The sequence below is a fragment of the Nonomuraea sp. NPDC049269 genome (assembly GCF_043197155.1).
In the GTDB taxonomy this organism is placed as follows: domain Bacteria; phylum Actinomycetota; class Actinomycetes; order Streptosporangiales; family Streptosporangiaceae; genus Nonomuraea.
On record NZ_JBICSO010000001.1, the window covers coordinates 1748806 to 1774879 of the forward strand.

Here is a 26074-nt window from a genome sequence, read left to right on the forward strand (position 1 = left end):
CTCCCGGGCCTCAGATCTCTCGCGTCAGCCCGGACATGTCCTGGTACGTGGCGTGGTGGGTGCGCAGGGTGTTGTCGATGGTCTTGCGCATCCTGTCACCGGCGTCGGTGATCTCCTTGGTGAGGTGGAAACATTGTTTGAGCATCTGGTTCGGGCCGTCACCGCGGAAGTGGGCGGCCTTGAACGCGGCGCCTTCGGCCCCGCCGCCCCAGGGCGCCGCGGCGAGCGCCTCGTAGACCGCTGCCCTCAGCTGCGCCTCCTCCCGCTCCCATTCCTCGGCCATCGTGGACCACTGCGAGATGCCCAGGTTCACGACCGGCTTGGCGATCTCCACGCCATCCCAGGGCTTCAGCTCGCGCCTCCCATCCGCTCGGCGAAGCGCGCCATGACGGCTTCGAGGTCACCTTCGAGATGCGCCTTGAACTCCTCGGCCGGAATCACCGGCTCGAAGATCTCGGTGACGCGCTCCTGAGCCCTGGCCGCCGCCCGCTGGGCGGTCTCCGCGATCGTGTCGGCCAGGTATCGCGCGTCGGGTCTCCGGTAGATGCGCGGATCGAGGTCCAGCCGGACGAGCTCGCCGCGGGCGCCCACCGTCACCGACACCTGGCCATCGCGTGAGGTCTCGGTGACCTGAACCGCTTTTGCCTCGGCATGGAGTTCCGCACTCGCGTTTTGAATCCGTTTGAACACGTCGCGTAACTCGTCGGCGTAGGCCCTCGTTCCCGCTAAATCGGGTTGGTCAAGCGATTCCACGGACGACCCCCCTCAAAGCCAAACGGTACGTGTTTGCCTCTTACGACACTGTCGCATTTCCTCCTAGTTTCTGTCACATGAACAACAGGAGAACAAGAGCGTCCGTCATTTATGTTGATCGCCGGCATCCAGCGGTACGGCCTCCTCGTGGATGCCGGTCACCTCCGTGTGAGGCACCCACAGGCGGTAAACACCCCGCTCAATCCGCTCCAGCCCCAGCTCCAGCGCGGTGAGCGCGGACCCGCCCAGGTATTCGAGCAGCAGCAGCCCGTCCTTCTCGTCGTGCATGTGGAAACGCTCCCCGCGCCACTGGCACACCATCGCCACGAAATCCAGAGCGGCACACTCCGTAACGGGGACAGTACGCACGTGACAATCCGGCTCGACCTCCTCGAAACCGTCCGCGGGTTCGGAGCTGCGCAGCCGTACCCACAGCTCCAGAGCGTGCGGCTCCGGGCTGGCCACATAATCCGCGCCCTGCCAGCGGGCCCGGTAGAAATGCCGGCTCACGCCGCCTGCCTCCCCACCAGCAGCCAGCGCCGCAGGTCGCCGTGGTACATCGCGCGCCGGTGCTCGGTGCCCTCGAAGGTGAGCTCCCAGATCTCCGCGCCGTGCGGCAGGCCCACGCCGTACACCTTGTACTCGCGAATGACGTGATCGACGTTGGGCACCAGGCCCAGCCCCACGAACGGCGGCTCCTCGACCACCCAACCGGCCACCGCGGCCCTGCCCTCCTCGTCGGTCCCGCCGTACGGAGTGCGGTACAGGCTGAGGCCGGCGGGCCGCCAGCGCAGGATGTTCAGGCAACCGTCCGAGGTCACCATGTCGGGCTGACCCAGTGCCTCGGCGAGGACGGCGGGCGTGGCGATGTGGGAGACGTCCAGCGCGTGGTGGCAGTAGCCGGACACCCGCGGCTCGCCACCGATCAGGAGACCGTGGACGTCGGCCGGGGAGAGCAGCTTCTGGACCACCGGCACCCCCGACCCGGGGTCGAGCAGCAGGTCCTGAGCCAGCGTGGGCACCGCGAGCCTGGCCACCGTGCCTGACTCCAGCATGAAGACGGTCGCCAGTCCCGGGTTGACCGCCAGACCCCACCGCGGGTCCGGCCAGCCCGCCGCCAGTTCGGCCAGCGAGGCGACGCGGTAATGCGTGGCGACGCCGCCGGTGGCCAGCCGCATCGCCTCCCCAGAGGTGTAGGCCAGCAACCAGGTCCGCTCAGAGTCGACGGCCGTGGCCCAGGCAGGGGCTTCAGTCCCGGCCGCCGCGGCGGCGGTGATCGGCAGTGCCAGGTCGGCGTCGCGGAGCAGGCTCAGGCCCAGAGCCTCCTGCCCGCTCTCACGCGCCGCCCACAACTGCTCCTCGAACGGCGTGGCCGGATGGTGATCACTCATCATCATCCGCCCAGTGTGCCGACTCCCGCCGCCTGGAGCTGTCCGTCGACCGCGATCTTCCCGGCCCGAGCCATACCCTCATCACCGCAGGAGGCGGCTGGGTCACTTTTCGGGGCACATGATCCAGCACCATGCCTGAACCACCTGATCATGGGTAGCGCTGAGCAACCACCATCCACTACCCCCGACGGACGGAAGCCCAGCATGATCACCCTCATCCTGCTCATCTTCGCCCTGGCCTGCTTCGTCCTCGCCGCCTTCAACATCGGCGGCAGCCGCGTCAACCTCATCGCCCTCGGCCTCGCCCTGTGGGTACTGACCGAGATCATCCCTCACCTCGGCGACCTGTAGCAGCCGTCACGACTCTGCCGCCGTCCCAGGCGAGGACGGCGGCAGAGGTGAGTTCAGCGGTCCACGAGCACCCGGCCGAACTCGACCAACGGGGTGGCGCCGGCGAAGTTACGGTCGACCTGGGCCCGTTCGGCCGCGCTCGGGTTCGCGTTCGTGCAGCTCACCGGAGCGCTGGAGCCGGACATCAGGTCGGAACAGAGGCCGGTGCGCCGGTCGGGCAGGCCTAAGATGTGGCCGATCTCGTGGGCGGCGATGCGCACCGGGTTGTAGCCCTGTGAGGTGGCCTCCCTGCCCATCCAGATGGTGCCCCGGCCCAGGCTCGTGGGCAGGGTGCGGGGCCAGCCGTTGTCGGCTATGACGACGAAGTCGGCGGGGGTGCCGGCGACGAGGCGGACATTCGTGACACTGGAGTTCCAGATCTGCGCGGCCTGGTCGACCGCGCCGCGGAACTCGGCCGCGCGGCCGGCGTCGTACCGGAGGGCCCTGACCAGGGGCGCGGCCTGCGCGGGCGAGGTGGCCAGCAGGAACGCGACGGTGAGGACGAGAGAGAGCGCGAGACGGAGGGGTCTTGGCATCGTGTCTCCTCGGACAGTGGGGGTGCTGTCACGCTAGGCGCGACGACGCCGTCCGGGGATAAGCCAGTTTGCCCCCATTGCAGTGGTATGGATCCGTGGAGAGCGAGGCGGGTCAGGACCAAAGCTTCGGCGTTCGCTGGAGCATCAAGAAAGATACTGTTCGCGCAACGCCGTGATCAGCTTGTCGTCGACGCCCAGCCGGGTGACCGCGTAGTCGCGTACGGAACCATGGCCGGCGGCCAGCTCCGCCAGGCAGAGCCGCATGACCTCGCCCGGCGCCTGACCGTAGCCGGGCCACTTCAGCGTCCGGTCGGGGTGGGCCGCTCGCCAGTCGGCGACCAGCCGGTCGGTGGCCAGCCCGGTGAGCGCGAAGTCTTCGACGATGGTCTCCTCGTCCACCCCCAGCAGGGACAGCACCAGCGCGGCCAGCAGCCCGGTACGGTCCTTGCCCGCGGCACAGTGCATGACCAGAGGAGCGCTGTCGTCGGCGGCGATCACCTCCAGCGCCAGCCGCAGTTCCTCGACCCCGTCCAGCGCGATCTCGGCGTAGCGGTCGGCGAGGAAACGCGCGGTGTCGATGTCCGGGCCCAGCTCGGCCTGGTCGTAGGGCTGGTGTTCGATGCTGAGGTTGTGGTAGACGAGCCCGTCGCTCTCCGGTACGCGGCCCCTACGGGCTATCTCCCATGGGTAGCGCAGGTCGATCACCGTACGCACGCCCAGGTCGAGAAAGCGGCGCCAGTCGTCGCCCCGGAGCTTGGCCAGGGAATCGGAACGATACAGGCGCCCCCAGCGCACCGTACGCCCGTCGCGGGCACGGTAACCGCCCAGGTCACGGAAGTTGTGCAAGCGTTCGAACGCGATATGCCTCATCCAGCACACCTTATGAGGTCGGCGGACCTATGGACGTAGCCACCAAACATGACCAGATTGGTGGAGATATCCGTCTAAGCCCGGAGGTACGCGTGAAGCGTGTCATCGTCCTGGCCGCCTGCACCCTTGTGGCGACCGCCCTCGTCCCACCCGCCCAAGCAGTCCGGGCCCCAACCGGTCAGGAGACCGAATACGTCGTCTTATACAAGGAGGGCGTGCGCCCGGCCGACGCCCGCAAGGCCGTCCAGGACGCCGGCGGCACGGTGGTCAAGGAGAACACCGCCGTCGGCGTAGCCACGATCTCCACCACCAACGCGGGCTTCGCCGCCGCCCTTGCCGCCAGCGCCTCGATCGAGGGCGTGGCGCACAACCGGTCCATCGGAACGGTCCCGTCCGCCGCCCGTTCCGCCGCCGCAGCACGCAAGGCCGCCGAGGCCGTGGAGAAGGCCGGTGACGGCGCCCCCGCCGCCACCACGTTCGGCAAGCCGGCACCGACGGCCGAACCACTGTCGGAACTGCAGTGGGACATGAAGCAGATCCACGCCACCGCGGATGGTTCCTACCGTTATGAGCAGGGCAATCCGGGGGTGCTGGTCGGCATCCTGGACACCGGCGTGGACGCCTCACATCCGGACATCGCACCCAACTTCAATCGCGCCTTAAGCCGTAACTTCACGGTCGACATCCCGGTCGACGCCAACGGCGCCACGGTCGACGGACCCTGTGACGCCGAGCCCGACCACTCCTGCAACGACCCCGCGGACGTGGACGAGAACGAGCACGGCACACACGTGGCGTCCTCCATCGCCTCCCCGATCAACCGGCTCGGCGTGGCCGGTGTGGCGCCCAAGGTGTCCATCGTCAACCTGCGGGTCGGCCAGGACTCCGGCTTCTTCTTCCTCCAGCCGAGCGTGGACGGGCTGACGTACGCGGGCGACCACGGCATCGACGTGGTCAACATGAGCTACTACATCGACCCATGGCTGTTCAACTGCGTGGACAACCCGGCCGACTCCCCCGCCGACCGCGCCGAGCAGGCCACCATCATCAAGGCGACCCAGCGGGCGCTGAACTACGCCCACGCCAGAGGCGTGACGCTCGTGTCGGCGGCGGGCAACGGCGCCACCGACTACACCAAGGAGCTCATCGACGGCTCCAGCCCCGACTTCGCCAGCGTGCCCGGCGAGGCGCCGTACGACCGGACGATCCCGCCGAGCTGCGTGTCCATGCCCAGCGAGGGCCAGCACGTGATCGCGGTGTCGGCCACCGGCATCAGCAAGCGCAAGTCGTACTACTCCGACTACGGCAACGGCTATGTGGACGTGGCCTCACCCGGCGGCGACGCCTATGACACGCCGACCAACACGCGTGACGTGACCAGGGCGACGCTGGCGGCCTACCCGCAGTCGCTGGCGCAGGCGAACGGGCAGCTCAACCCCGACGGCACGCCGAACACCCCGTCGGTGGTGCGCGACTGCCGCGACTCGGTCTGCGCGTACTACACGTATCTGCAGGGCACCTCGATGGCCTCGCCGCGGGCGGCGGGCGTGGCCGCGCTGATCGTCAGCCGGTACGGCCACCGCGACCGTGCTCACGGCGGTCTGACCATGAACCCGGACGCGGTGGAGGCGGCGCTCAAGGCGACCGCCACCAAGACGCCGTGCCCGGAACCGCGCGCGTTCACCTACACCCGGATCCTGCCGACCGGTACGACGGTGACGGACACGCACACCTGCGAAGGCGGCAGGGCGCGTAACGGCTTCTACGGCTCGGGCATCGTCGACGCGTTGAACGCGGCCCGGTAACCGACGGCACGCCCGGTGCGCGCCCGCGAAGGCGAACGCGCACCGGGTCACCCGTGCACCACCAACGGGCCTGGAGCCGACAGGCCCGTGGGGCTGAAGGCGCCGGCGCGGGCGGCGGCCAGCGTGACGCGTACCGCCTGGTCCGCGACGGCCTCATCGACCGGTTCGACGGTCATCAGCAGCCTGAGGTAGACCGGCGCCGCGAGAGATCTGATCACCTCCGCCGCATCGGTCCCGGCGGGCAGTTCGCCGCGTGACACCGCGCGGGTGACCACGGGCTCCGCGCGCCGCAGCCGGTCGTCGAAGATCTGTCGCCGGACCTCGGCGACCTCCGACAGGCGCGCGGCATCGGAGAAGACCGCGGCCAGCAGGGCGCGGGCGGACGCGGCGGTCATCATCCGGACCAGCGCCCGCGCGAGCGCCCGCAGGTCCGTCTCGAACGTTCCCGTGTCGGGGATCGGGATATCCGCCGCCACGTGCCCGGCCAGCGCGTCGACGACCAGGCTCTCGCGGTCCTTCCACCGCCGGTACACCGTCGTCTTGTGCACCCCGGCCCGCTGGGCGACGCCGTCGACCGTCAGGGTGGCGTACCCCTTCTCGGCCAGTTCGGCGAGCGTCGCCGCGTGGACGGCGGCCCGCACCTTCGCGCCCCGCCCAACCGGCCGGGCGTGCTCAGCATTCATTGCAACTCCAAGTTGCGTTAAAGGGCAATCAAGTGCCACCATATCGCAACTCAAAGTTGCAATACGAAGGACGCCAGACATGTGGACATTTGATGACATCCCCGACCAGTCCGGACGGCTGGCCGTGGTGACCGGCGCCAACAGCGGCATCGGCTACGTCACGGCCCGCGAGCTCGCCCGCCACGGCGCCCACGTGGTGCTGGCCTGCCGCAACCCCGAACGCGGCCGGGACGCGGCCGATCGCCTGCTCGCCGAGGTGCCGGGGGCGAAGGTCGAGGCCCGCCGCCTCGATCTGGCCGCCCTCGCCTCCATCCGGGAGTTCGCCGACGGTCTGGACCGGCTCGACCTGCTGGTCAACAACGCGGGCGTGGCCATGGTGCCGCACGCCAGGACCGCCGACGGGTTCGAGTCGCAGTTCGGTGTCAACCACCTCGGGACGTACGCGCTGACCGGGCTGCTGCTCCCCCGGCTGCTCGCCGCGCCGGCGCCCCGGGTGGTCACGGTGAGCAGCGAGGGGCAGCGCTTCGCCCGGTTCGACCTGGGCAATCTCAACGCCGAGCGCCGCTACAGCGCTGTCAACGCGTACCTGCAGTCGAAGAGGGCGCTGCTGTACTTCGCCGTCGAGCTGCAGCGCCGGGCGACGGCGGCGGGGCTCGCGCTGCGCAGCATGGCCGTCGCCCCCGGGCTGACCCGCACCAACGTGCTCACCGGCGGCGCCAACGCCGATCGCGGGCGGCTGTACAGAACGTTCGCCTCGCGGCTGGTCCGTCACGTGTTCAGGCCCACGCCGGAGGGCGCCAAGACGTCGTTGTACGCGGCGACGCTTCCCGATCTGCCCGGCGGCAGCTACGTCGCCCCTGACGGCCTTCTGGAGCTGCGCGGCGAGCCCGCGGTCCACCAGCGGCACCGGGCGATCACCGACGCCGCCACCGCGCGCCGCCTCTGGGAGGTGTCGCAGGAGCTGACCGGCGTGCGTTATGACCTCTGAGCGCCCATGGCCTCGATCACCAGGGCCAGCTCGCTCTCGAAGAGGTCCGCCGACGTCATCGCGCCCAGGTGGGGAGCGACCGCGCGCAGATGCGGCAGCGCTTCGGCGTCGACGGGGGCGCGGCCGAGCAGCACGCTGTGCGCGTCACCGGAGGTCTCCCGGTGGACCCGGCCCACCACCACGTCCATGAACACCGTGAACCACCGCGCCGCCTCCGCCCCGTCCAGGCCCGCGCTCCGGATGATCCCGATCACCGTGTCGAACAGCCGCAGCGACCCGGGCCCGTGACCGTGCCGCGCGGCCAGGAGGTCGGCGAAGCCGGGATAGGCGAGCAGCGTCGCACGCAGCTCGCGGGCGAACGCGCGGAGCTGCTCCCGCCACGGCCGGTCCGTCACGACCGGCGGCACCACGGCCTCGGCGACGGCGTCCGCGACGAGCTCGATCAGCGCCTCCTTGTCGGCCACGTGCCGATACAGCGCCATGCGGGACGCCCCGGACTCCTCGGCCACGCGGCGGATGGTCACCGCGCCGAGACCCTCGCGCCGGGCCAGGTCGAGCGCCGCGACGACGATCCGCTCGCGGGTGAGGCTGCCCCATGCCCGCCGGTCCCGCGTGCTCATGCGGTGGACAGTACACTTGCGGACGCTGTCCGCAAGAATTAGGTTTGCCTAACCTTGATGAAGGAGGCGACTTGACCACGACACTCCCCGCCCGCGCGACACTGATCGCCGCGAGCCTGGCCGCCAGCTCGGCGCAGACGATCGTCGTCGCGGCCTTACCCGGCTTCCATCGCGAGACCGGCGCCCCGCTGAGCGCCGTCGCGTGGCTGCTGACGACGTTCATGCTGGCCAGCGCCGTAGCCACGCCGATAGCGGGGCGGCTCGGCGACCTGTACGGCCACCGCCGCGTCCTGATCGCGTCCCTGGGCTTCCTCATCGCGGGCACCGTGCTGGCGGCCCTGGCGGCGCACGCGGGCTCGCTCCCCTGGCTGCTGGCCGGGCGGGCCCTGCAAGGGGTGTCGGGCGGGGTCCTCCCGCTGACGTTCGGGCTCGCCAGGCATCTGGTGCCACCGGACCGGCAGCGCGGCACGATCGCGCTGCTCAGCGCCATGATCGGGCTCGGTGGCGCGGCGGGCATGGTGATCGCGGGCCCGCTCGCCGACCTGCTGGGGACGCCGTCGCTGCTCTGGGCGGGCCTGCTGCTCGCCGTCCCCGCCGCCGTCGGAGCGATCCGGCTGCCGGAGACGCCGTCGGCGGCGGTGTCCGGAGTGGACCTGCCGGGGGCGGCGCTGCTCTGCGGCACGCTGGTCGGGCTGCTCCTGGTGATCAGCCAGGGCGCGGCCTGGGGCTGGACGTCATCGGCGGTGCTCGGGCTGGTGGCGGCGACGGTCGCGCTGGCGGCCGGGTTCGTGTGGGTGCAGCTGCGCACCCCCGTGCCACTGGTGGATCTGCGGCTGCTGCGGACGCGGGCCATGGCCGTGACGAACCTGACCGCGCTCGTCGTGGGCGCCGCGATGTTCAGCGCCGTGACCTTGTTCCCGCAGTTCGTGCAGACGCCGGTCGCCATGGGCGGCCCGGGCGGCTCGGCGACGACCACCGGGCTGGTCATCCTGCCGGTCGCCCTGGGCATGCTGGCCGGCGGGCCGCTGGCCGGACGCCTGGCCGCCAGGTTCGGCGCGGCCGTCCCGCTGCGGGCCGGGTCCGCGTGCGCCGCCATCACGTTCGCCGTGCTGGCGCTCCGCCCGCCGCCGCTGTGGGAGTTCTACCCCGCCGGGCTGCTGCTCGGGATCGGGTACGGCCTGGCGTTCGCGTCGATGGGCCTGCTGGTCGTGGCGGCGGCCGCGGCCGACCAGACCGGTGTGGCCACGGGCGTCAACACCATCGCCCGCACCGTCGGCGGGGCGGCCGGGGCGCAGGTCGCCTCCGCCATCCTGGCCGCCACGGCCACCGCTCACGTGCCCACGCTCAGGGGTTACACGATCGCGTTCTGGACGTTCGCCGCGATCGCCCTGCTCGCCGTGGTCACCGCGGCCCTGATCCCGGCGCCGGCCGTACGGGAGAGCGAGGTCGCGGGACGGTAGTCCCACCGTACGGCCGTGCCGTTCGTGCCCGGCGGGACGGCGCTAGGCACGGCGGGCGCGGGCGAGGAGCCAGAGCAGGAGCGGCGCCCCGAGCACGCCGGTGACCACGCCGACGGGCAGTTCCACGTCCGGGATGACGCGGCGCGCCAGGAGATCGGCCGCCAGCACCACGAACGCCCCGGCCAGCGCCGAGGCGAGCGGCGGCGGCCAGGCGGTGCGGGCCAGGCGCTGGGCGATCTGCGGAGCGGCCAGCGCCACGAACGCGATCGGCCCCGCGGCGGCCGTGCCGAAGGCGACCAGCGCGACGCCCACCAGCAGCAGCGTCAGCCGCGCCCGCTGCACCGGCGCGCCGAGCACCACGGCCACCTCGTCGCCGAGCTGCAGCGCCCGGCTCCAGCGGCCAAGGAGCAGGGCGACGGGCACGAGCACGGCCAGGGCGACCGCCAGCGGCACGGCCTGGCTCCAGGTGCGGCCGTTGAGGTTGCCCCAGAGCCAGCCGAGCGCGGCCTGCGCCTGGAAGGTGTCGCTGGTGACCATGAGATATTCGGTGGCGCTGGTGAAGATCCACGACAGGCCGATGCCGACCAGCACGATCCGGTACCCGGTGGTGCCGCGCCGCCAGGCGAACAGGTATGTGAGCAGCGCCGCGAGCACCGCCCCCGTGAAGCCGAGCACCTGCGTGCCGGGCCCGGACCCGACGCCGAGGACGATCCCGGCCACCACGGCGACGCCCGCCCCCTGGGTGACGCCGATCATGTCGGGGCTGGCCAGCGGGTTGCGGGTCATGGTCTGGAACAGGGCGCCGGACAGCCCGAAGGCGGCGCCGGTGAGCAGCCCGGTCAGCGCCCTGGGCAGGCGCAGCTCCCGTACGACGAACAGGGTGCCCTGGTCGCCGGTGCCGAGCAGGGACTGGACGACCTCGCCGAGGCCGAGCGGGAACTCGCCCAGCCCGATGCCGAGGCAGAAGACCAGGAACGTCGCGGTGGCCAGGACCAGGCACACCACGAAGACGCGCGGGCGCAGCACCCAGGACACGGGCGGCGTCGACAGGCGGAAGGTGAGCTGGCCCATCACAGCTCCGCCAGCCGCTGCCGGCGGGCCAGCACGACGAAGAACGGCCCGCCGATGAAGGCGACCAGCAGCCCGGCCTGCACCTCGATCGGCGGCACGACGAGGCGGCCCAGGATGTCGGCGGCCAGCAGCAGGCACGGCGCGAGCAGCGCCGACAGGGGCAGCAGCAGCCGGTGGTCGGTCTCGGCGCCGGCCCGCCGGGCCACGGCCCGCGCGAGATGCGGCACCACCAGGCCGACGAAGACGACGGGGCCGATGGCCGCGACCGCGGCGCCGGTCAGCAGCATCACGGCCGCCGCGCCCTGCAGGCGGACCAGGCCCACCCGGCGGCCCAGCCCGCGGGCCACGTCGTCGCCGAGCGCGAGGCTGTTGAGCGCGGGCGCGCAGGCGAGCGCCAGCACGGCGCCCGCCAGGATGAACGGCAGCAACTGCGGCAGCACGCCGGAGCCGTGCCCGGACAGCGACCCGGCGGACCAGAACCGGTAGCGGTTCAGCGATTCGGGATCGACGAGCACGATGGCGCTGGTCACCGAGCTGAGCAGGAACGTGACGGCCACCCCGGCCAGGGCCAGCTTGACCGGCGTCATCCCGTCGCGGCCCAGCCCGGCCATCGCGTACACCACGACGCTCGCCACCAGCGCGCCCGCGAACGCAAACCACACGAACCCGGACAGCGCGCTGATGCCGAGCACGCCCATGGAGATCACCACACCGAACGCCGCCCCCGCGCTGACGCCGAGCACTCCGGGGTCGGCGAGGGGGTTGCGGGTGAGCGCCTGCATGAGCGCGCCGGACAGGCCGAGCGCCGCCGCGGTGAGGACGCCGAGCAGCGTCCGCGGCACGCGTACGGACCAGATCACCTCGTGCGTCTCCCGGTCCGCGCCCAGGCCGCCCAGCGCCCTGACCACCTCGCCCAGCGGGATCTGGCGGGCGCCCAGGGCCAGCGACAGCAGGCAGACCAGGACGAGGGCGCCGAGCGACGCCCCCACCAGGGCGGCCCGGCGGGTCACGTGGGCAGCCCGACCTCGGTCGCCGGCTTCCCGTCCACGGCGGCCGCGAGCCGCGGCACCAGCGCGTCGAGCACGTACGGCAGGCTGAGCACGGTGAGGAAGGACACGGCGTTGCCGTCGTCGGTGCCCTCCTTCACGAACACCTCGCGCCCCTCCTTGACCACCTTGAGCCCCTTGTAGACGCTGTCACCGTGCAACGTGGCCGTGTCCTTGTCGACGTTGGTCACGCTCCAGAGGAGCGCTCCGGTGTCGAGCAGGTCGAGGCGTTCGCGGCTGATGTTCGCGCCGAACTTGTCGCCGATGGCCTTGTCCAGGTCGGCGGGCAGCTTGAAGCCGAGCGAGGCGAGCAGGCGGGAGCGCGGGTCCTGGCTGCCGAAGACGAAGTAGCCCTCGTAGACCGTGGCCATCAGGGCGGTCTGCCCGGCGAACTCCGGATGTTCCTTCCGCACGGCGGCGAACCGGTCCTCCACCTGCTTGACCAGCGCGTCCGCCTTGGCGGCCTCGCCCACGGCCACGCCGACCTGCTTGGTCACCTCCTGCCAGGAGATCCCGTAGTCGATGTGCTCCTTCGGCTGGGCCACCGTCGGCGCGATCTTGGACAGGGTGGTGTACTGCTCCTGGGTCAGCCCCGAGTACAGGGCCAGGATCAGGTCGGGCCGCAGTGCCGCGATCTTCTCCATCTGGGGGCCGCTGCCCGTGTCCTTCAGCACCTGCGGGACCGGGGCGGAGCCGAGCTTGGACTTGGCCCAGGGGCCGATCGCGCCCGGGTAGCCGCCGATCCACTCGGTGCTGGCGACGGGCACGATGCCGAGGGCCAGCAGGGCGTCCTGCTCGACGAGGCCGACGGTGACGATCCGCTTGGGCTTGGCGGTGATCGTCGTGCTGCCGTACTTGTGGGTGAGGGTGGCGGAGAAGGCCGACGCCGCCGCCGCGGGGGTCTGGGGCGTGGTGGAGCCGCATCCGGTGACCAGGGTGAGGGTCAGGGCGGCGAGCGCGTACAGGACGCGGGTCATTGCTGGAGACTCCCTTATTCGTTGTGCTCGGCGCGGCCCAGCCGCCAGTAGCCCATGAAGGCCACGGCCCGGCGGTCCATCCCCCGCTCGGCGACCAGATGCCGCCTGAGCGTCCTGATCACGCCCGCCTCGCCGGCCAGCCAGGCGTACAGCGGGCCGTACGGGGACTCCTCGGGCACCTCCCACAGCTCCTCCACGTCCACGTCGACGTCCTCGAAGGAGTCCGGCGTGGGCAGTGGCGGGAGCAGCCGGTCGGCGGCGATCCTGACGGCGGGCGTGAGCAGGGCGCCGCGTTCCGCGTCGTCGCGGGCCAGCCAGGTGACCTTCACTCCGCTCTCCGTCTCGACGGGCAGGAAGTCGTCGGCGCGGGGCACCTCCATCAGCGCCTCGCCCTGGTAGCCGGCCGGCAGCCGTTCGAGGATGGAGCAGATCGCGGGGACGGCCGTCTCGTCACCGGCGATCAGCACCGCCCCGGTGTCGGCGGGCGGGTGGAACTCCAGGCCTCCGTGCGGCCCGGCGTGCCGGGCATCGGGGCCGAGCAGCACCGCGACGTCGCCAGGCCCTACCTCGGCCGCCCAGCGCGCCACGGGGCCGTCTCCGTGGTCGTGCAGGACCACGTCCACGTCCACCTCGCGGGCCTCGGGGCGTACCAGGCGGGCGGTGTAGGTACGGAGCGGGTTGCGCCGCTCGTCGGGCAGCTCGCGCCAGCGCGGGAACCAGTCGGGGCCGGACGGCAGGTGCTCCAGCCCGTGCCCGTCGACCGGCAGGATGAGCTTGATCCGCTGGTCGAACCCGTTGTCGGCGAAGAAGCGCAGGTCCTCTCCCTCGAACGTCACGCGCAGGAACGACGGGCTCAGGCGTGCTAACCGGTTCACGCGTACGTCGAACATGCGAAAGGGCTCGGTCATCCTCAGCTCCACCTCGTTTCGTTAAGGTGAGGCTAACCTAACCGTTGCTGATCGACCAGCCCGGCCCCCGGAAACGGCGAACGCCCCCGTCCCTCCAGCCCGGGACGGGGGCGTTCGCCGTTCCGAGTCCATGTCCGGCGGACTCGGAGGTCTGCGACACGACAAGGGCTACGGCGCCGCCGAGCATCGCCCGCTCCCTCGGCGGCGCCGCGCCCGGCATGCGGACGGAGTACGGAAGCCTGATGCAGGACACTAGGCGGAGCTCGGCGGCGTCGCGACAGGGCCGGACCTAGGGATATCCCTAGGCGCCCTTGCCACTCACGGGCAGAACGTCGAAGTGGACCACCACGCGACCGGTCGCCGGATCCGGGGCGCCGGGAGACTCGACCTCCCGGCGATCGGCCACCGCCCGATACTTCTCCAGCACCTCGAACACCTCGTCGCGCATCTGCCGCGTCTCGGCCACGGTGAGCCGCATCGACCGGCGGCCGAGGCCGCTCGCCTGCACCCACTCCTCGGGGGTCGTGGCCTCCTCCTCGCGCCAGCGCGTCAGCTCGGCGCCGCGCTGCCGGACGAGGTCGTCGAGCAGGAAGGCGAACGCGCCGGCCACCTCGGGATCGGCCGGCGCGTCGGCTGAGGGGGCGCCGTAGGAGAAGCCGCCCGGCACGATCCGCCAGTACTTCTCCTTGCCCTTGCCCAGCTCGGGCACCGTCTCGATCATGCCGTGCCGGGCCAGCTCGCGCAGGTGGTAGCTGGTCGCCCCGGTGTTCTGGCCGAGCAGGCCCGCCAGCCGGGTCGCCGTCGACGGGCCGTGTTCGTCGAGCAGCTCGTAGATGCGCAGACGCAGCGGGTGCGCGAACGACTTCAGCGCGTTCGCGTCGAGCGTCCTGGCGGAGTAGTGCTTGCTCTCCATGGGCGTGCACACCTATCTTTGCAAAGAAACCTGTGCATAGTTTCCCTTACACACTATCGGAGTGGGCCATGCAACGTCTCGGCCGATCGTTCGGCTTCCTGTTGTCCTCGACCGCGCTCTCGAACCTGGCGGACGGTGTGCTCAAGGTCGGCGCGCCGCTCCTGGCCGTGTCCATGACCCGGTCCCCCACGCTGGTGTCACTGGCCGGGGCGGCCGCCACGCTGCCGTGGTTGCTGTTCGCCCTGCACGCGGGCGCGATCGCGGACCGGCTCGACCGCAGGCGGATCATGGTGCTGGCCAACCTCGCCCGTTCGGCCGTGCTCGCGGTGGCGGCCGTGCTGGGCCTACTCGGGCTGCTGAACCTGTGGGTCGTGCTGGCCGCCGTCCTGCTGGCGGGCGTGGCCGAGGTCTTCGCCGACACCTCGGCGCAGTCGGTGCTGCCGATGGCGGTGCCGCCCGAGCGCATCACGGCGGCGAACGGGCGGGTGCAGAGCGCCCAGATGATCGGCAACGAGTTCGCCGGCGCGCCGATCGCGGGCCTCGTGGTCACGCTGCTGCCCGCCGCCGTCGTCGGCGGCCCCGCCCTCCTGTACGGCGCCGCGGGCCTGCTCCTGCTCGGCATGAGGGGCTCCTTCCGGACACCCGCCGCGCGGGGCCCCAGGCGGTCCCTGCTGCGCGACATCGTGGAGGCTCAGCGCTATCTCTGGTCCCAGCGGTTCCTGCGGACGCTGGCCGTCTCGGCCGGGATGCTGAACTTCGCCAGCGCCGCCTACTTCGGGGTGTTCGTGCTGTGGGCCGTCGGGGACGGCTCGCGGATCGGGCTGTCGCCCAGCGGGTACGGCCTGATGATGACCGCGCTGGCCGTCGGCGCTGTGGCCGGGTCGATCGTCTCGGAGCGGGTCTCCGGGCTGTTCGGGGAGGGCCGGACGCTGGTCGGCGCCTGGCTGGTGAGCGCCCTGCTGTACCTCGTGCCGGTGTTCTGGCCCGTCGCCTGGCTGATGTACCCGACCGGCGTCGTGTGGGGTGTCACCGGGGCCGTCGCGAACGTGCTGGTCGTCTCCACGCGGCAGCGGCTGATCCCGGCCGAACTGCTCGGCCGGGTCAATTCGGCCTACCGGCTGATCGGCATGGGCGGCATGCCGGTGGGGGCCGCTCTCGGCGGGGTGGTGGCCGAACTGACCGGGTTGACCGTCGTGCTCGCGGGCGCCGCGGGGGTCTGCTTGGTGGCCGTGGGGCTTGTGTGGCGCGCCTTACACGATCGAATTTCTCACCCCTTGACCAGCGCACCTTCCGTTCTCGACACATTCAGATCACGTTAGTCACACTTTGGCCTACCCCGAGATGACATGATTACCCCGAGCAATGAGGGGATGGCATGCGGGAGATCGGCGGACGGTACCTCCTCAATGAGGAGGCCGGTCGTGGAGGTATGGGAGTCGTCTGGCGGGCCTTTGACCAGCTTCTCCATCGTGAGGTGGCGCTCAAGGAGCTGACCCTCAGCGGCGAGGCCGAGATGGTCCGCCGCCGGGTTCTCCGTGAAGCGCGGATGGCCGCTGGGCTCACCCACCCCAACATCGTCACGGTCCACGACCTCATCGAAGAGGGCGGCAAACTCTGGATCGTGATGGAGTACCTCGACGGCCTCTCACTCCACCAACTGCTCTCTCAGGTGGGGACACTGCCCGCGCAGTCGGTGGCGGCGATCGGCGTGCACCTGCTCGCCGCGCTGCGCACCGCGCATCAGGCCGGGGTGCTGCACCGTGACGTGAAGCCCGCCAACGTGATGCTCACCGGCGACCGCGTGGTGCTGACCGACTTCGGCATCGCCACGGTCGAGGGCGACATCCGGATGACCACGTCCCGGCGGCTGCGCGGCACGCCCGCGTTCATGGCCCCCGAGCGGTTACACGGCGGCCCGGCCAGCAAGGAGGCCGACATGTGGTCGTTCGGCGCCACGCTCTACAGCGCCATCGAGGGCCAGCCGCCCTACCCCGGGCAGGACGCGGCCACGGTGCTCGGCATGGCCAGGAGCGGCGGCTACCCGCCGCCGCGCCGGGCCGGAGTGATGCGGCCGCTCATCGAGGGTCTGCTGTCCCACGACCCGGTGCGCCGCTTCACGCCCGAGCAGACCGCCGGACTGCTGGCGGGCATGCGCGCCAGCAGCTACCCTGCGGCGATCTGACCGGCCGCCGCGTTATCTGATCGCCCGGCAGCCACCTGACCGGCCGCTACTCGCCCGCGGCCGGTCGGCCGGTCGCTATTCCTCTTCGCCCCGCTTGGCGCGGGCCTCCGCCTCGGCGGCGTCCATGGCGGCGGCCTCCTCCGGCGTGGGAGCCGTGCCGCCGAGGTGGCGGGGCTGCCACCACACGCCCGGCGGGATCTCCGGGTAGGTGCGCTGAGCCCGGTCCACCAGCTCCGACATCCGCGCGTGCAGGTCGGCGGCGTGCTGGTTGACGTCCTCGCCGCGCTTGGGGTGGATGGGCTCCCCCACCAGGATCGTGATGGGCACGTGCCGCAGGGTGAGCTGCTTGGACCGGCCCTTGGTCCAGATCCGCTGACTCCCCCACAGCGCCATCGGGATGACCGGGACCTTGGTCGCCTGGGCCATGCGGATGGCGCCGTTCTTGATCTCCTTGACCGTGAACGATCGGCTGATCGTCGCCTCGGCGAAGACGCCCACCACCTCCCCCGCCTTCAGCATGCGCAGCGCCGTCGCGTAGGACCCCGCGCCCGCGCCCCGGTCGACCGGGATGTGGTGCATGCCACGCATCAGCGGGCCCGAAATGCGGTGGTCGAACACATCCTGCTTGGCCATGAACCGCACCAGCCGCTTGGACGGCAGCGCGCCGAACCCGGCGAAGATGAAGTCGAGATAGCTGATGTGATTGCTGACCAGCACCGCTCCGCCGGTCCGCGGCACATGCTCGGTCCCTTCCATGTGGAAGCGGTAGTCGAGCACGCGAAAGAGGGTCCGCGCGGCGGCGATCACCGGCGGGTACACGATCTCAGCCATGACCAGAAGGTAGCCTATTCAGGCCGGTCGGACGGTAGTCGGGAGGTTGAGCATGCCCCGCACGTTCCCGTGCCTGGTGCGCCTGATGCCCGCGGCGTCGATCTCGTAGCCGGGCGCGATCAGCCCCGTCAGCTCCTCCAGCGCCACCCGGGCCTCCATCCTGGCCAGCGCCGCGCCGAGGCAGTAGTGGCGGCCCGCGCCGAAGCTGATCAACTTCGAGGTGTCGCGGCCCAGATCGTAGGCGTCGGGGTCGGGGAAGACGCTCTCGTCGCGGTTGGCCGACCCGACCAGCAGCCACATCCGCGTCCCCGCCGGCAGGTCGACGCCGTGCAGGACCGTGTCCTCGGTGAGCCGCCGCGCCGCCCCCTGCGCGGGCGTGTCGTAACGTAACGACTCCTCCATCCACGGCGCGATCGCCCCGCCGAAGGCGGCGGCGCGCTGCTCCGGGTTGCGCCAGGCCCAGTACCAGGCGGCGTTGAGCAGGTGGGTGGTGGTCTCCGAGCCGGCCCCGACCAGCAGGAGCATGAACGGCACGATCTCCTCGTCGGTCAGCCCGTCGTCCGCGACGAGCACGGAGACCAGGTCGTCCCGCGGCGCCTTGCGCCGCTCGGCGATGATCGAGGCGTAGTAGCCGCCCAGCGAGAAGAGATTGCGCAGGCCCTCCTCGGACGGCTCGCTCCCCGGGTGATACCGGAGCAGCCCGTTGTTGCGCTCCCGCACCTCGGCCCGGTCGGACGGCGGCACGCCCATCAGCTCGGAGATCACGTCGAGCGGCAGCTTGGCCGACAGGTCCCTGGCGAAGTCGAACGTGCCCTTCTCCAGGCCCTCCTCGACATAGCCGCGGGCGAGCCCTCTGATCATCGACTCGAGGGCGGCGACGCGGCGCATGGTGAAGCCACGGGCGATGACCGACCGCATGCGGGTGTGGTCGGGCGGGTCAGTGGCCACGAACGACAGCATCGTGCGCGCCTTCGGCCCCCAGACCCCGCTGTCGAGCACCGGACCGTGGTCACTGGAGTAACGGGCGCTGTCGACGAGCGCGGCGGCCACGTCGTCGTAGCGCGACAGTGCCCAGAAGTTCAGCTCGGGATTGTGGTAAATGGGCGCTTCGCGCCGCATTCGGGCGTACACGGGGTACGGATCTTCGTTCACGGCGGCGTCGTAGGGGCTGTAGACGAGTTCCACCCTGACCACGCTAAGACGCTTGTCCTTACAGGGAAACGGGCAGATGTTTCTCATCATGAAGAAGCTCATCAACTCGGCCGAATCCGCGGTCGACGACGCGCTGGCCGGGATGGCGGCGGCGCACCCGTCGCTGCGCGTCCGCGACCGGGTCGTCTACCGCGCGTCGGGGCCGCGGGCGGGCAAGGTCGGGCTGGTGTCCGGCGGCGGCTCGGGGCACGAGCCGCTGCATGCCGGGTTCGTCGGGTACGGCATGCTCGACGCGGCCTGCCCGGGCGAGATCTTCACCTCGCCCGTGCCCGACCAGATCATCAACGCCACCGAGGCCGTCGACGGTGGCGCGGGCGTACTGCACATCGTCAAGAACTACACCGGCGACGTGCTGAACTTCGAGATGGCCGCCGAGCTGTGCGAGGACGTCCAGGTCGCCGGCGTGCTCGTGAACGACGACGTGGCCGTCCAGGACTCCCTCTACACGGCGGGCCGCCGGGGCACCGGCGCGACGCTGTTCGTCGAGAAGATCGCCGGAGCGCTGGCCGAGGAGGGCGCGCCGCTGAGGGAGGTGGCGGGCATGGCGGCGGAGGTGAACGAGCGCAGCCGCTCGTTCGGCATCGCGCTCACCTCATGTACGACGCCCGCGGCGGGCAAACCGACGTTCGACCTGCCGGACACGCAGGTGGAGTTGGGCATCGGCATCCACGGCGAGCCCGGCCGGAGCCGGGCGCCACTGGCCTCGGCCCGCGAACTGGCCGAGGTGGCCATGGACGCGATCAACGGTGACCTGCCAGTGGAGGGCGACCTGCTGGTCATGCTGAACGGCATGGGCGGCACGCCGCTGATGGAGCTGTACGTGACGTTCGCCGAAGTGAGTGCCTTCATCCACGGCAAAGGGGCGCGTGTGACGCGGTCCCTGGTGGGCAACTACGTGACGAGCCTGGACATGCAGGGCTTCTCCGTGACGATCTGCCGGCTCGACGACACGCTGACGCGCCTGTGGGACGCGCCGGTCGAGACGCCGGGGCTGCGCTGGGGGCGCTGATGAGCACCTCGATGGACCCCGACTCCGTGAACGGCGACTCGGTGGGTGGCGACTCCGTGGACACGGGCTCAGCGGACGGCGGCTTCGCGGACGGTGGCGTGTTGACCACGGCCTTCTTCGTCGCCTGGTTCGACGACATCGCCAAGCAGGTCAGGCTCCAGCGTGAGCGGCTGACCGCGCTCGACGCGGCGATCGGCGACGCCGACCACGGCACGAACCTCGACCGCGGCTTCACCGAAGTGAGCAAGGCGCTGACCGACTCGCCGCCGACCTCACCCGGCCAGGCGCTGCTGTCCGCCGGAACGACGCTGATCCGCCGCGTCGGCGGGGCTTCCGGGCCGCTGTACGGCTCGGCGTTCCGGGCGATGGGCAAGGCGGTGGAGGCGCCGGTGACGCTGGCCGGGTTCGCGGCGGCGTTCGACGCCGGGGTGGTGGCGGTCGAGCAGCTCGGGAAGGCCGTGCCGGGCGACAAGACCATGGTGGACGCGCTGGTTCCGGCGGCGCGGACCCTGGCGCTGGCCGTACGGGATGGGGTGGGGGTGCGAGAGGCGTTCGAGCTGGCGGCGCGCGCGGCCGAGGAGGGCGCACGGACCACGATCCCGCTGCGGGCCCGCAAGGGCCGGGCCAGTTACCTGGGTGAGCGCAGCATCGGGCACGAGGATCCGGGAGCAGCGTCGTCGGCCCTCATCGTCGCCTCCCTGGCCACCGTCGCAGCCGCGGCCTCGTGATGGTGGGCATCGTGCTGGTCGCGCACAGCGCCGGGCTCGCGGCGGAGGCGGCCGCGCTGGTCCGTGGCATCGCCGGGCCGAGTGCCCGGGTGGCTGCGGCGGGTGGCACCGAGGACGGCGGGTTGGGCACGAGTCTCGACCTGATCGAGAAGGCGCTGGCGGCGGTCGACCGGGGTGATGGCGTGGTGCTCGTGCCCGACCTGGGCAGCTCGGTGCTGACGGCCCGGCTGCTGGAGGAGCCGGGGCGGGTGGTGGTGGCCGACGTGCCGTTCGTGGAGGGGGCGATCGCGGCGGCCGTCACGGCGAGCGCGGGCGCGCCCTTGGCCGCCGTTCTCGCGGCCGCCGAGGAGGCCCGCGACTTCCGCAAGCTCAGTGGCCCTTGAACGCCTCCCCTGGCCCCCACGAGCCGCGCAAGCTCAGTGGCCCTTGAACGCCTCCTCCAGCCACCACGAGCCGCGCTCCCTGGTGACCTTGGCGTGGACCAGCAGCGGCCGGTCCCTGGGGCCTTTCAGCCACTCGGCCACCCCGGCCAGGTCACCGGGCCCGGTGACCGTCACGGCCGCGAAGCCGTAGCCGGTGGCGATCGCGGCGAAGTCGGCCGCCGGGAACGTGACGGTGCCGAGCGGGTGCCCGTGCGGCCCGAAGTGGTGGACCTCGGCGCCGTACGCCTCATCGTCGTAGACCACGATCACCATCGGCAGGCCGAGCCGTACGACGGTCTCGAACTCGGCGATGCCCATCAGCGCCCCGCCGTCACCCAGCGCGGCCACCGGCAGCCGGTCGGGCCGGGCGAGCGCGGCGCCGATCGCGGTCGCCAGCCCCAGCCCGATCGACTGGAACGCCTGCGTGAAGCAGAACCCCCGCTCGTCGGGCACGTCGAGGAACATGGCCGGGTAGCCCATGAAGTTGCCGGAGTCGACGGCCACGATCCGCTCGGCGGGCAGCAGTTCGTCCAGCCCGATCGTGAGCGTCCTGGGGTCGATCCGCCCGTCGCCGCCCTCGTCGTCGTAGCGCACCGCCTGCCACCTGCCCTCGGCCCGGATCCGCCCGGCGACCTCCGCCGACCGGTAGCCGCGCTCAGGGCCGCCCGTGGATTCGAGGGCGTGCAGGGCCGTGGCGGCCGTGGATTCGAGGGCGTGCAAGGTCGTACGGGCCGTGGCGGCCGTGTCGCCGACCAGGCCGAGGCCGACCGGCCGGTGGACGCCCAGCGCGCTCTGGTCGACATCCACCTGGACGAGCGTGGTGTGCTCGCCGATCAACCGGCCGTGGCGGGTGGTCCACATGTTGAGCGCGCAGCCCCATCCCACGACGAGGTCGGCGTCGCGGATCAGCTCGGCGGCCAGGGGCGTGGCGAAACCACCGCTCACGTCCAGATCCCACGGGCTGCCACGGAACAGGCCCTTGGCGACCGCGGAGGTCGCGAGCAGCGCGCCGGTGGCGGCGGCCAGCTCTTCCAGTTCGGCCCTGGCGTGCCGGGCCCCGCGCCCGGCGATGAACACCGGCCGCCGCGCCTTCGCCAGTAGCCTGGCCAGCGCGTCGATCTCCGCGGCCGGAGGCGTACTGAAGGCCGGGTCGACGGCGCCGGCCACCACGAGGGACTCGCCGATGAGGCCGCGCCACGGGACGGTCTCCTGCTGCACGTCGAGCGGCAGGTTGAGCACCACCGTGCGCCGCTCGCGGACGGCCGTGCGGTAGGCCGACAGCGTGTCCTCGACCGCCCCGCCGGCCGCGGTGACGCGGAGGGGCACCGCGCCGACCGCCGCCGCCAGCGCGTCCTGGTCGACATGGAAGTTGGAACGTACGTCCGTCGCCTCGCCGGTGAGCACGATCATCGGAGTACGGCTCTTGGCCGCCTCGGCGATCCCGGTCATGGCGTTGGTGAGGCCGGGGCCCTGGTGGACGGAGACGATCCCGACCTTGCCGCTCATCCTGGCGTACGCGTCGGCCATGGTGGCGGCCCCGCCCTCGTGACGGGCGGCGACGAAGCGTACGCCGTGCTCCACGAGGGCGTTGGTGACGTGGAAGTTGCCGCTGCCCACCACGCCGAACGCGGTGTCGGCCCCGACCTCGGCCAGCACCCGCCCGACAGCCTCGGCGACGATCATCTCTCGACCAGGGCGAGCACCCTCACCGGGCTGCCTGATCCGCCCACGATCGGCAGCGGCGGGGCCAGGACGACGGCGCCGGTGACCGGCAGGCGGTCGAGGTTGCGTAGCTGGGTCAGGCCGTACTTACCCGCCCCCAGCAGGAACGAGTGGCAGGGGAAGGCCGGGTCGAAGGAGTGGGCGGCGCCCGCGTCGGTGCCGACGGTCTCGACGCCGAGCCCGAGGATGGGCGTCTCGTCGGCCAGCCAACTGGCGCATTCAACCGAGATGCCGGGGGTGTGCGGGCCGGTCTCGTTGGCGTTCAGGAAGGCGGCCTGGTCGGCGGACCTGGCGTCCCAGCCGGTGCGGTAGAGGAGCCAGCCGCCGTCGGGCAGCGGGCCGTTGACCCGCTCCCACTCCTTGACGTGGTCGATCTGGAGCAGGAAGTCGGGGTCCTTCTCCGCCTCCGCCGACAGGTCGAGCACGACGGCGGGCGCCAGCAGGCTCGACACGGGCACCTGGGAGACGTCCTGGCCGTCGCGGCCGGTCACCCAGTGGATCGGCGCGTCGAAGTGGGTGCCGGTGTGCTCGCCGGTGTGGATGTCGTTCCAGTACCAGGCGGGGCCACGGTCGTCGTAGCGGCTGATCTCCTCCAGCCGGAACGGGATCGTGTTGCCGAACGGCTCGGGCAACTGGAGGATCGGTGTCTCGGGCGACAGCGGCGAGGTGAGATCGACCACCTCGATGGCGCCACCGCGCAGGCTCTCCACCAGGCTCCGCAAGATCGACATGTCATCCTCCTTGATGGGCTGGCTGCATTGTTCTATATCGGCCGAACATCTCAAGCTTTGGTCCATTCGGCGCAGCCGGCCGTCTGGAACGCCTTGTCGGTGGCCATGATCGTCACGGTGGCGGGGCCCGCGGGCATCCCGGCCGAGATCACATCGCTGACCTGGGCCGACGCGCTCTTCATCCGGGCCCAGTAGCACTTGGCCGCGCCCGACACGGGACCCGTCGTACGGTAGTTGCCGGGCTGGATGTCCACGCCCACGATGAGCGTCCGCGTGGCGGCGAGTCCGCCCGGCGGAGCGGACGAGCCGACCGGCGCGGACGCGGTCGGACCCGAACCAGCCGGACTCGACGCGGTTGGGCCCAAGCCCGTCGGAGCCGAGCCCGTCGGAGCCGAGCCTGTCGGAGCCGAGCCTGTCGGAGCCGAGCCGGCCGGGTCCGAGCCCGTCGGAGCCGAGCCCGTCGGGCCCAGGTCGGCCGGACTGGACGCGGTCGAGTCGGGCTGGGCTGTCTGCTGGTCGGCCGGCGGGGTCGACTCCTCGATCGTCACCGTCACCTGGGGCGCGGCAGCGGACGAGTCCGTCGTCTCCCCCGAGCCCAGCCCGACGAAGAACCCGAGCAGGAACCCCAGCACGCAGGTCAGCCCGGAGACGAGCAGGATGATCGGCGGACTTTTCGTCGCCCGAGGATATTCAGGAGCCGACTGGTATTCGGGAGGAGGCCCGTACATCACGGGCACCAGCGTCCCACCCGTGTCAACGGTGGAGGTAGTCGACCAGCGACGCCTTCTCCGTCTCCAGCTCCTCGATCGCGCTCTTGACCACGTCACCGATGCTCACGATGCCGACCAGCCGCCCGTCCTCGACCACGGGCATGTGGCGGAAGCGGTGCGTGGTCATGGTCCGGCGCAGCTCGTCGACGTTGTCGTGCGGGCCGACCGTGCGTACCTCAGAGGTCATGATCGCGGAGACCGGCTGGTCGAGCACGGCCGCGCCGCGGTCGTGCAGGCGCCGGACCACGTCGCGCTCCGACACGATGCCGGTGATCGTCGTGCCGTCGGCGGAGACGACCACAGCGCCGATGTTGCGCTCGGCGAGCTTGGCCAGCAGCTCGCGGACCGTGGCTTCCGGCGTCACGGTCGTCACATCGCTTCCCTTGCCGCGCAGAATCGTCCCGATGAGCATCTGAACCACCTCGGCTCTCAGTTATCCCGAGCAGTTACCCCGAGCGGGCTCCGGTTATGCGCCCCGCCCGCCTCACTTTCAGGCAAGCAAGCAGGTAGGGAGGCCGTCAAGCATTCCCGTAGGCTGCATGCCGTAAACGGACCTTGTGAAACAGGATGCGTCATGACAGAGCCGCTCAATACCGGCAGCCACGATCTGCCCATCACCGCGGAACTCGCCGCGTTCATGCGGACGGGCTGGGCCGACACCCGGCGCACCGACGTGGCGGCGCTGCCGATCGCGCCCTGGGCGGCCCGGCGCCGCGCCGCGCTCGCCGCCCGCTTCCCCGGCGAGCGGCTCGTCGTGCCGTCGGGGACGCTGAAGGTGCGCAGCAACGACAGCGACTACCCGTTCCGGCCGCACAGCGCGTTCTCCTATCTGACGGGCGCGGGTGAGCCGGGTGACGTGCTCGTCATCGAGCCGTCGGGCGAGGCCACGCTGTACCTCAGGCCGCGCTCGCCGCGCGAGGACGGCGAGGAGTTCTACCGCGACAGGCGTTATGGCGAGTTCTGGGTGGGCCGGCGGCCCGACCTGGCGGAGGCCGCCGAGCTCTACCAGATCGGCTGCGCCCACATCCGCGACCTGTCGCTGAAGGGGCCCGCCAGGGTACTGGGCGGGGTGGACGCGGCGGTCGACGCGCTGCTGCCGGGCGACGCGGAGTTCGAGAGCTTCCTGGCGGAGCTGCGACTGATCAAGGACGAGTGGGAGATCGGCGAGCTGCAGTCGGCGGTCGACGCCACCGCGCGCGGCTTCGAGGACGTCGTACGCGCGCTGCCCGCCGCACTCGGGCACCCGCGGGGCGAGCGCTACCTGGAGGGCGTGTTCGGGCTCCGTTCGCGCCTGGAGGGCAACGCGGTCGGCTACCCCAGCATCGTCGCCTCCGGCGCGCACGCGTGCGTGCTCCACTGGATCCGCAACGACGGCCGCCTCGACGCCGACGACCTCCTGCTGCTCGACGCGGGCGTCGAGTCCGACACCCTCTACACGGCCGACGTCACCCGCACGCTGCCCCTGTCCGGCCGCTTCAGCCCGGTGCAGCGGCAGGCGTACGAGCTGGTGTACGAGGCGCAGACGGCGGGGATCGCCGCCCTCAAGCCCGGCGCCCGCTTCCGCGACTTCCACCTGGCGGCGATGCGCGTCATCAGCGAGGGCCTGCACGACTGGGGCCTGCTGCGCGACTCGCCGGACGCGCTGATGGAGTCGGGCCTGTACCGGCGCTACACGCTGTGCAGCAGCGGCCACATGCTCGGCCTGGACGTGCACGACTGCGCCCGCGCGCGATCCGAGGTCTACCTGGACGGCGTGCTGGAGGAAGGCCAGGTGCTCACCGTCGAGCCTGGCCTCTACCTGCAGCCCGACGATCTCACGCTGCCGGCGGAGTTCCGGGGGCTGGGCATCCGGATCGAGGACGACCTGGTGATCACCGCCGACGGCGCCCGCCTGATGTCCGCCGCCCTCCCCCGCCACCCCGCCGACGTCGAATCGTGGATGGCCACTCTGCTGGGCTGAACGGCTACGAAGCGATCACATTTCGTAGCGAGCTGACAACATGTGACCTGGGTCTCATACCTTTTCCTCAAATTCCAGCGAAAGCATCGACTTACT

28 protein-coding genes and 1 pseudogene are annotated in these 26074 nt (G+C 71.4%); 10 read left to right on the forward strand and 19 right to left on the reverse strand.

The annotated features are described in order from the left end of the window. Positions 1-10 precede the first annotated feature (10 nt). The 4 genes from ACGFNP_RS08070 to ACGFNP_RS08085 form a co-directional block, all read right to left on the reverse strand. Complete coding sequence (locus ACGFNP_RS08070; protein ID WP_358318729.1) at positions 11-334, reverse strand: hypothetical protein; 324 nt, start codon at positions 332-334, stop codon at positions 11-13. 14 nt (positions 335-348) lie between these two features. Then, positions 349-753, reverse strand: a complete 405-nt coding sequence (locus tag ACGFNP_RS08075) for a YbaB/EbfC family nucleoid-associated protein (RefSeq protein WP_393316126.1) — start codon at positions 751-753, stop codon at positions 349-351. Positions 754-858: 105 nt separating this feature from the next. Further along, positions 859-1263 carry a hypothetical protein gene (locus ACGFNP_RS08080; protein WP_393316129.1) on the reverse strand — a complete coding sequence of 135 codons (405 nt, stop codon included), beginning with the start codon at positions 1261-1263 and terminating at the stop codon, positions 859-861. Next, complete coding sequence (locus tag ACGFNP_RS08085; RefSeq protein WP_358318727.1) at positions 1260-2150, reverse strand: SseB family protein; 891 nt, start codon at positions 2148-2150, stop codon at positions 1260-1262. The genes ACGFNP_RS08080 and ACGFNP_RS08085 overlap by 4 nt, the downstream gene beginning before the upstream one ends. A 198-nt stretch (positions 2151-2348) precedes the next feature. On the opposite strand from ACGFNP_RS08085, the gene ACGFNP_RS08090 reads away from it, so the two are divergent. Next, positions 2349-2495 carry a hypothetical protein gene (locus ACGFNP_RS08090; protein WP_358318726.1) on the forward strand — a complete coding sequence of 49 codons (147 nt, stop codon included), beginning with the start codon at positions 2349-2351 and terminating at the stop codon, positions 2493-2495. A 53-nt stretch (positions 2496-2548) separates the two neighbouring features. Here ACGFNP_RS08090 and ACGFNP_RS08095 read toward each other — a convergent pair whose 3' ends face one another. Then, positions 2549-3070, reverse strand: a complete 522-nt coding sequence (locus tag ACGFNP_RS08095; protein ID WP_358318725.1) for a snapalysin family zinc-dependent metalloprotease — start codon at positions 3068-3070, stop codon at positions 2549-2551. A 144-nt stretch (positions 3071-3214) separates the two neighbouring features. Further along, on the reverse strand, positions 3215-3940 hold the full coding sequence (locus ACGFNP_RS08100) for a tyrosine-protein phosphatase (protein WP_358318724.1): 726 nt from the start codon (positions 3938-3940) through the stop codon (positions 3215-3217). Between the two features lie 92 nt (positions 3941-4032). On the opposite strand from ACGFNP_RS08100, the gene ACGFNP_RS08105 reads away from it, so the two are divergent. After that, positions 4033-5745: a S8 family serine peptidase gene (locus ACGFNP_RS08105; RefSeq protein WP_358318723.1), complete on the forward strand. Its 1713-nt coding sequence runs from the start codon at positions 4033-4035 to the stop codon at positions 5743-5745. A gap of 47 nt (positions 5746-5792) precedes the next feature. Here ACGFNP_RS08105 and ACGFNP_RS08110 read toward each other — a convergent pair whose 3' ends face one another. Next, a complete protein-coding gene (locus ACGFNP_RS08110; RefSeq protein WP_393316135.1) occupies positions 5793-6428 on the reverse strand; it encodes a TetR/AcrR family transcriptional regulator in 636 nt (211 codons plus the stop codon). 79 nt (positions 6429-6507) lie between these two features. On the opposite strand from ACGFNP_RS08110, the gene ACGFNP_RS08115 reads away from it, so the two are divergent. Further along, entirely contained in the window at positions 6508-7416 is a 909-nt protein-coding gene (locus tag ACGFNP_RS08115) for an oxidoreductase (RefSeq protein ID WP_393316138.1), read from the forward strand. Here the strand turns inward: ACGFNP_RS08115 and ACGFNP_RS08120 are convergent. Continuing rightward, positions 7404-8036: a TetR/AcrR family transcriptional regulator gene (locus ACGFNP_RS08120; RefSeq protein WP_358318720.1), complete on the reverse strand. Its 633-nt coding sequence runs from the start codon at positions 8034-8036 to the stop codon at positions 7404-7406. The two genes, ACGFNP_RS08115 and ACGFNP_RS08120, sit on opposite strands and share 13 nt — an antisense overlap. Positions 8037-8107: 71 nt before the next feature. On the opposite strand from ACGFNP_RS08120, the gene ACGFNP_RS08125 reads away from it, so the two are divergent. After that, positions 8108-9496, forward strand: coding sequence for an MFS transporter (locus tag ACGFNP_RS08125; protein WP_393316141.1), 1389 nt, complete (start codon positions 8108-8110; stop codon positions 9494-9496). 42 nt (positions 9497-9538) lie between these two features. Here the strand turns inward: ACGFNP_RS08125 and ACGFNP_RS08130 are convergent, their stop codons facing one another. The 5 genes from ACGFNP_RS08130 to ACGFNP_RS08150 all read right to left on the reverse strand — a co-directional run bounded on the left by ACGFNP_RS08130 (position 9539) and on the right by ACGFNP_RS08150 (position 14411). After that, positions 9539-10567, reverse strand: coding sequence for an iron chelate uptake ABC transporter family permease subunit (locus tag ACGFNP_RS08130; protein ID WP_358318718.1), 1029 nt, complete (start codon positions 10565-10567; stop codon positions 9539-9541). Beyond that, a complete protein-coding gene (locus tag ACGFNP_RS08135) occupies positions 10567-11577 on the reverse strand; it encodes an iron ABC transporter permease (RefSeq protein ID WP_358318717.1) in 1011 nt (336 codons plus the stop codon). The genes ACGFNP_RS08130 and ACGFNP_RS08135 overlap by 1 nt, the downstream gene beginning before the upstream one ends. Next, positions 11574-12590 carry an iron-siderophore ABC transporter substrate-binding protein gene (locus ACGFNP_RS08140; protein ID WP_393316145.1) on the reverse strand — a complete coding sequence of 339 codons (1017 nt, stop codon included), beginning with the start codon at positions 12588-12590 and terminating at the stop codon, positions 11574-11576. Before ACGFNP_RS08140 ends, ACGFNP_RS08135 begins: the two co-directional genes overlap by 4 nt. A gap of 14 nt (positions 12591-12604) precedes the next feature. Beyond that, positions 12605-13498 (reverse strand): siderophore-interacting protein, encoded by an 894-nt coding sequence (locus tag ACGFNP_RS08145; protein WP_358318715.1) that lies wholly within the window; start codon positions 13496-13498, stop codon positions 12605-12607. A 301-nt stretch (positions 13499-13799) separates the two neighbouring features. Next, complete coding sequence (locus ACGFNP_RS08150) at positions 13800-14411, reverse strand: ArsR/SmtB family transcription factor (RefSeq protein ID WP_393316148.1); 612 nt, start codon at positions 14409-14411, stop codon at positions 13800-13802. Between the two features lie 68 nt (positions 14412-14479). On the opposite strand from ACGFNP_RS08150, the gene ACGFNP_RS08155 reads away from it, so the two are divergent. Together ACGFNP_RS08155 and ACGFNP_RS08160 are read left to right on the forward strand one after the other, a co-directional pair. Then, complete coding sequence (locus tag ACGFNP_RS08155; protein WP_393316151.1) at positions 14480-15730, forward strand: MFS transporter; 1251 nt, start codon at positions 14480-14482, stop codon at positions 15728-15730. 56 nt (positions 15731-15786) lie between these two features. Then, positions 15787-16593, forward strand: coding sequence for a serine/threonine-protein kinase (locus tag ACGFNP_RS08160; protein WP_214637516.1), 807 nt, complete (start codon positions 15787-15789; stop codon positions 16591-16593). 75 nt (positions 16594-16668) lie between these two features. On the opposite strand, the gene ACGFNP_RS08165 is transcribed toward ACGFNP_RS08160, so the two are convergent. Then, entirely contained in the window at positions 16669-17424 is a 756-nt protein-coding gene (locus ACGFNP_RS08165) for a lysophospholipid acyltransferase family protein (RefSeq protein ID WP_358318712.1), read from the reverse strand. An 18-nt stretch (positions 17425-17442) separates the two neighbouring features. Continuing rightward, positions 17443-18609, reverse strand: a complete 1167-nt coding sequence (locus tag ACGFNP_RS08170; RefSeq protein ID WP_393316155.1) for a cytochrome P450 — start codon at positions 18607-18609, stop codon at positions 17443-17445. A 55-nt stretch (positions 18610-18664) separates the two neighbouring features. Between ACGFNP_RS08170 and dhaK the strand changes: the two genes are divergently transcribed. From dhaK to ACGFNP_RS08185, 3 genes are read left to right on the forward strand one after another with little or no spacing between them, the layout of a single operon-like run. Next, a complete protein-coding gene (gene dhaK / locus ACGFNP_RS08175; protein WP_393316158.1) occupies positions 18665-19645 on the forward strand; it encodes a dihydroxyacetone kinase subunit DhaK in 981 nt (326 codons plus the stop codon). Continuing rightward, positions 19645-20373, forward strand: a complete 729-nt coding sequence (gene dhaL / locus ACGFNP_RS08180; protein WP_393316161.1) for a dihydroxyacetone kinase subunit DhaL — start codon at positions 19645-19647, stop codon at positions 20371-20373. Before dhaK ends, dhaL begins: the two co-directional genes overlap by 1 nt. Next, entirely contained in the window at positions 20373-20756 is a 384-nt protein-coding gene (locus ACGFNP_RS08185) for a phosphoenolpyruvate--protein phosphotransferase (protein ID WP_358319201.1), read from the forward strand. The genes dhaL and ACGFNP_RS08185 overlap by 1 nt, the downstream gene beginning before the upstream one ends. A 33-nt stretch (positions 20757-20789) precedes the next feature. Here the strand turns inward: ACGFNP_RS08185 and ACGFNP_RS08190 are convergent, their stop codons facing one another. The 4 genes and pseudogenes from ACGFNP_RS08190 to ACGFNP_RS08205 form a co-directional block, all read right to left on the reverse strand. After that, complete coding sequence (locus ACGFNP_RS08190; RefSeq protein WP_393316164.1) at positions 20790-22478, reverse strand: thiamine pyrophosphate-binding protein; 1689 nt, start codon at positions 22476-22478, stop codon at positions 20790-20792. Then, complete coding sequence (locus tag ACGFNP_RS08195) at positions 22475-23248, reverse strand: cyclase family protein (RefSeq protein WP_358318707.1); 774 nt, start codon at positions 23246-23248, stop codon at positions 22475-22477. The genes ACGFNP_RS08190 and ACGFNP_RS08195 overlap by 4 nt, the downstream gene beginning before the upstream one ends. 178 nt (positions 23249-23426) lie before the next feature. Beyond that, positions 23427-23663 (reverse strand): annotated as a pseudogene (locus tag ACGFNP_RS08200) (hypothetical protein); the annotation flags it as partial. Between the two features lie 338 nt (positions 23664-24001). Further along, complete coding sequence (locus ACGFNP_RS08205; protein ID WP_358318705.1) at positions 24002-24430, reverse strand: CBS domain-containing protein; 429 nt, start codon at positions 24428-24430, stop codon at positions 24002-24004. A gap of 162 nt (positions 24431-24592) precedes the next feature. Between ACGFNP_RS08205 and ACGFNP_RS08210 the strand changes: the two genes are divergently transcribed. After that, complete coding sequence (locus ACGFNP_RS08210) at positions 24593-25978, forward strand: aminopeptidase P family protein (RefSeq protein ID WP_358318704.1); 1386 nt, start codon at positions 24593-24595, stop codon at positions 25976-25978. Positions 25979-26074: the final 96 nt, after the last annotated feature.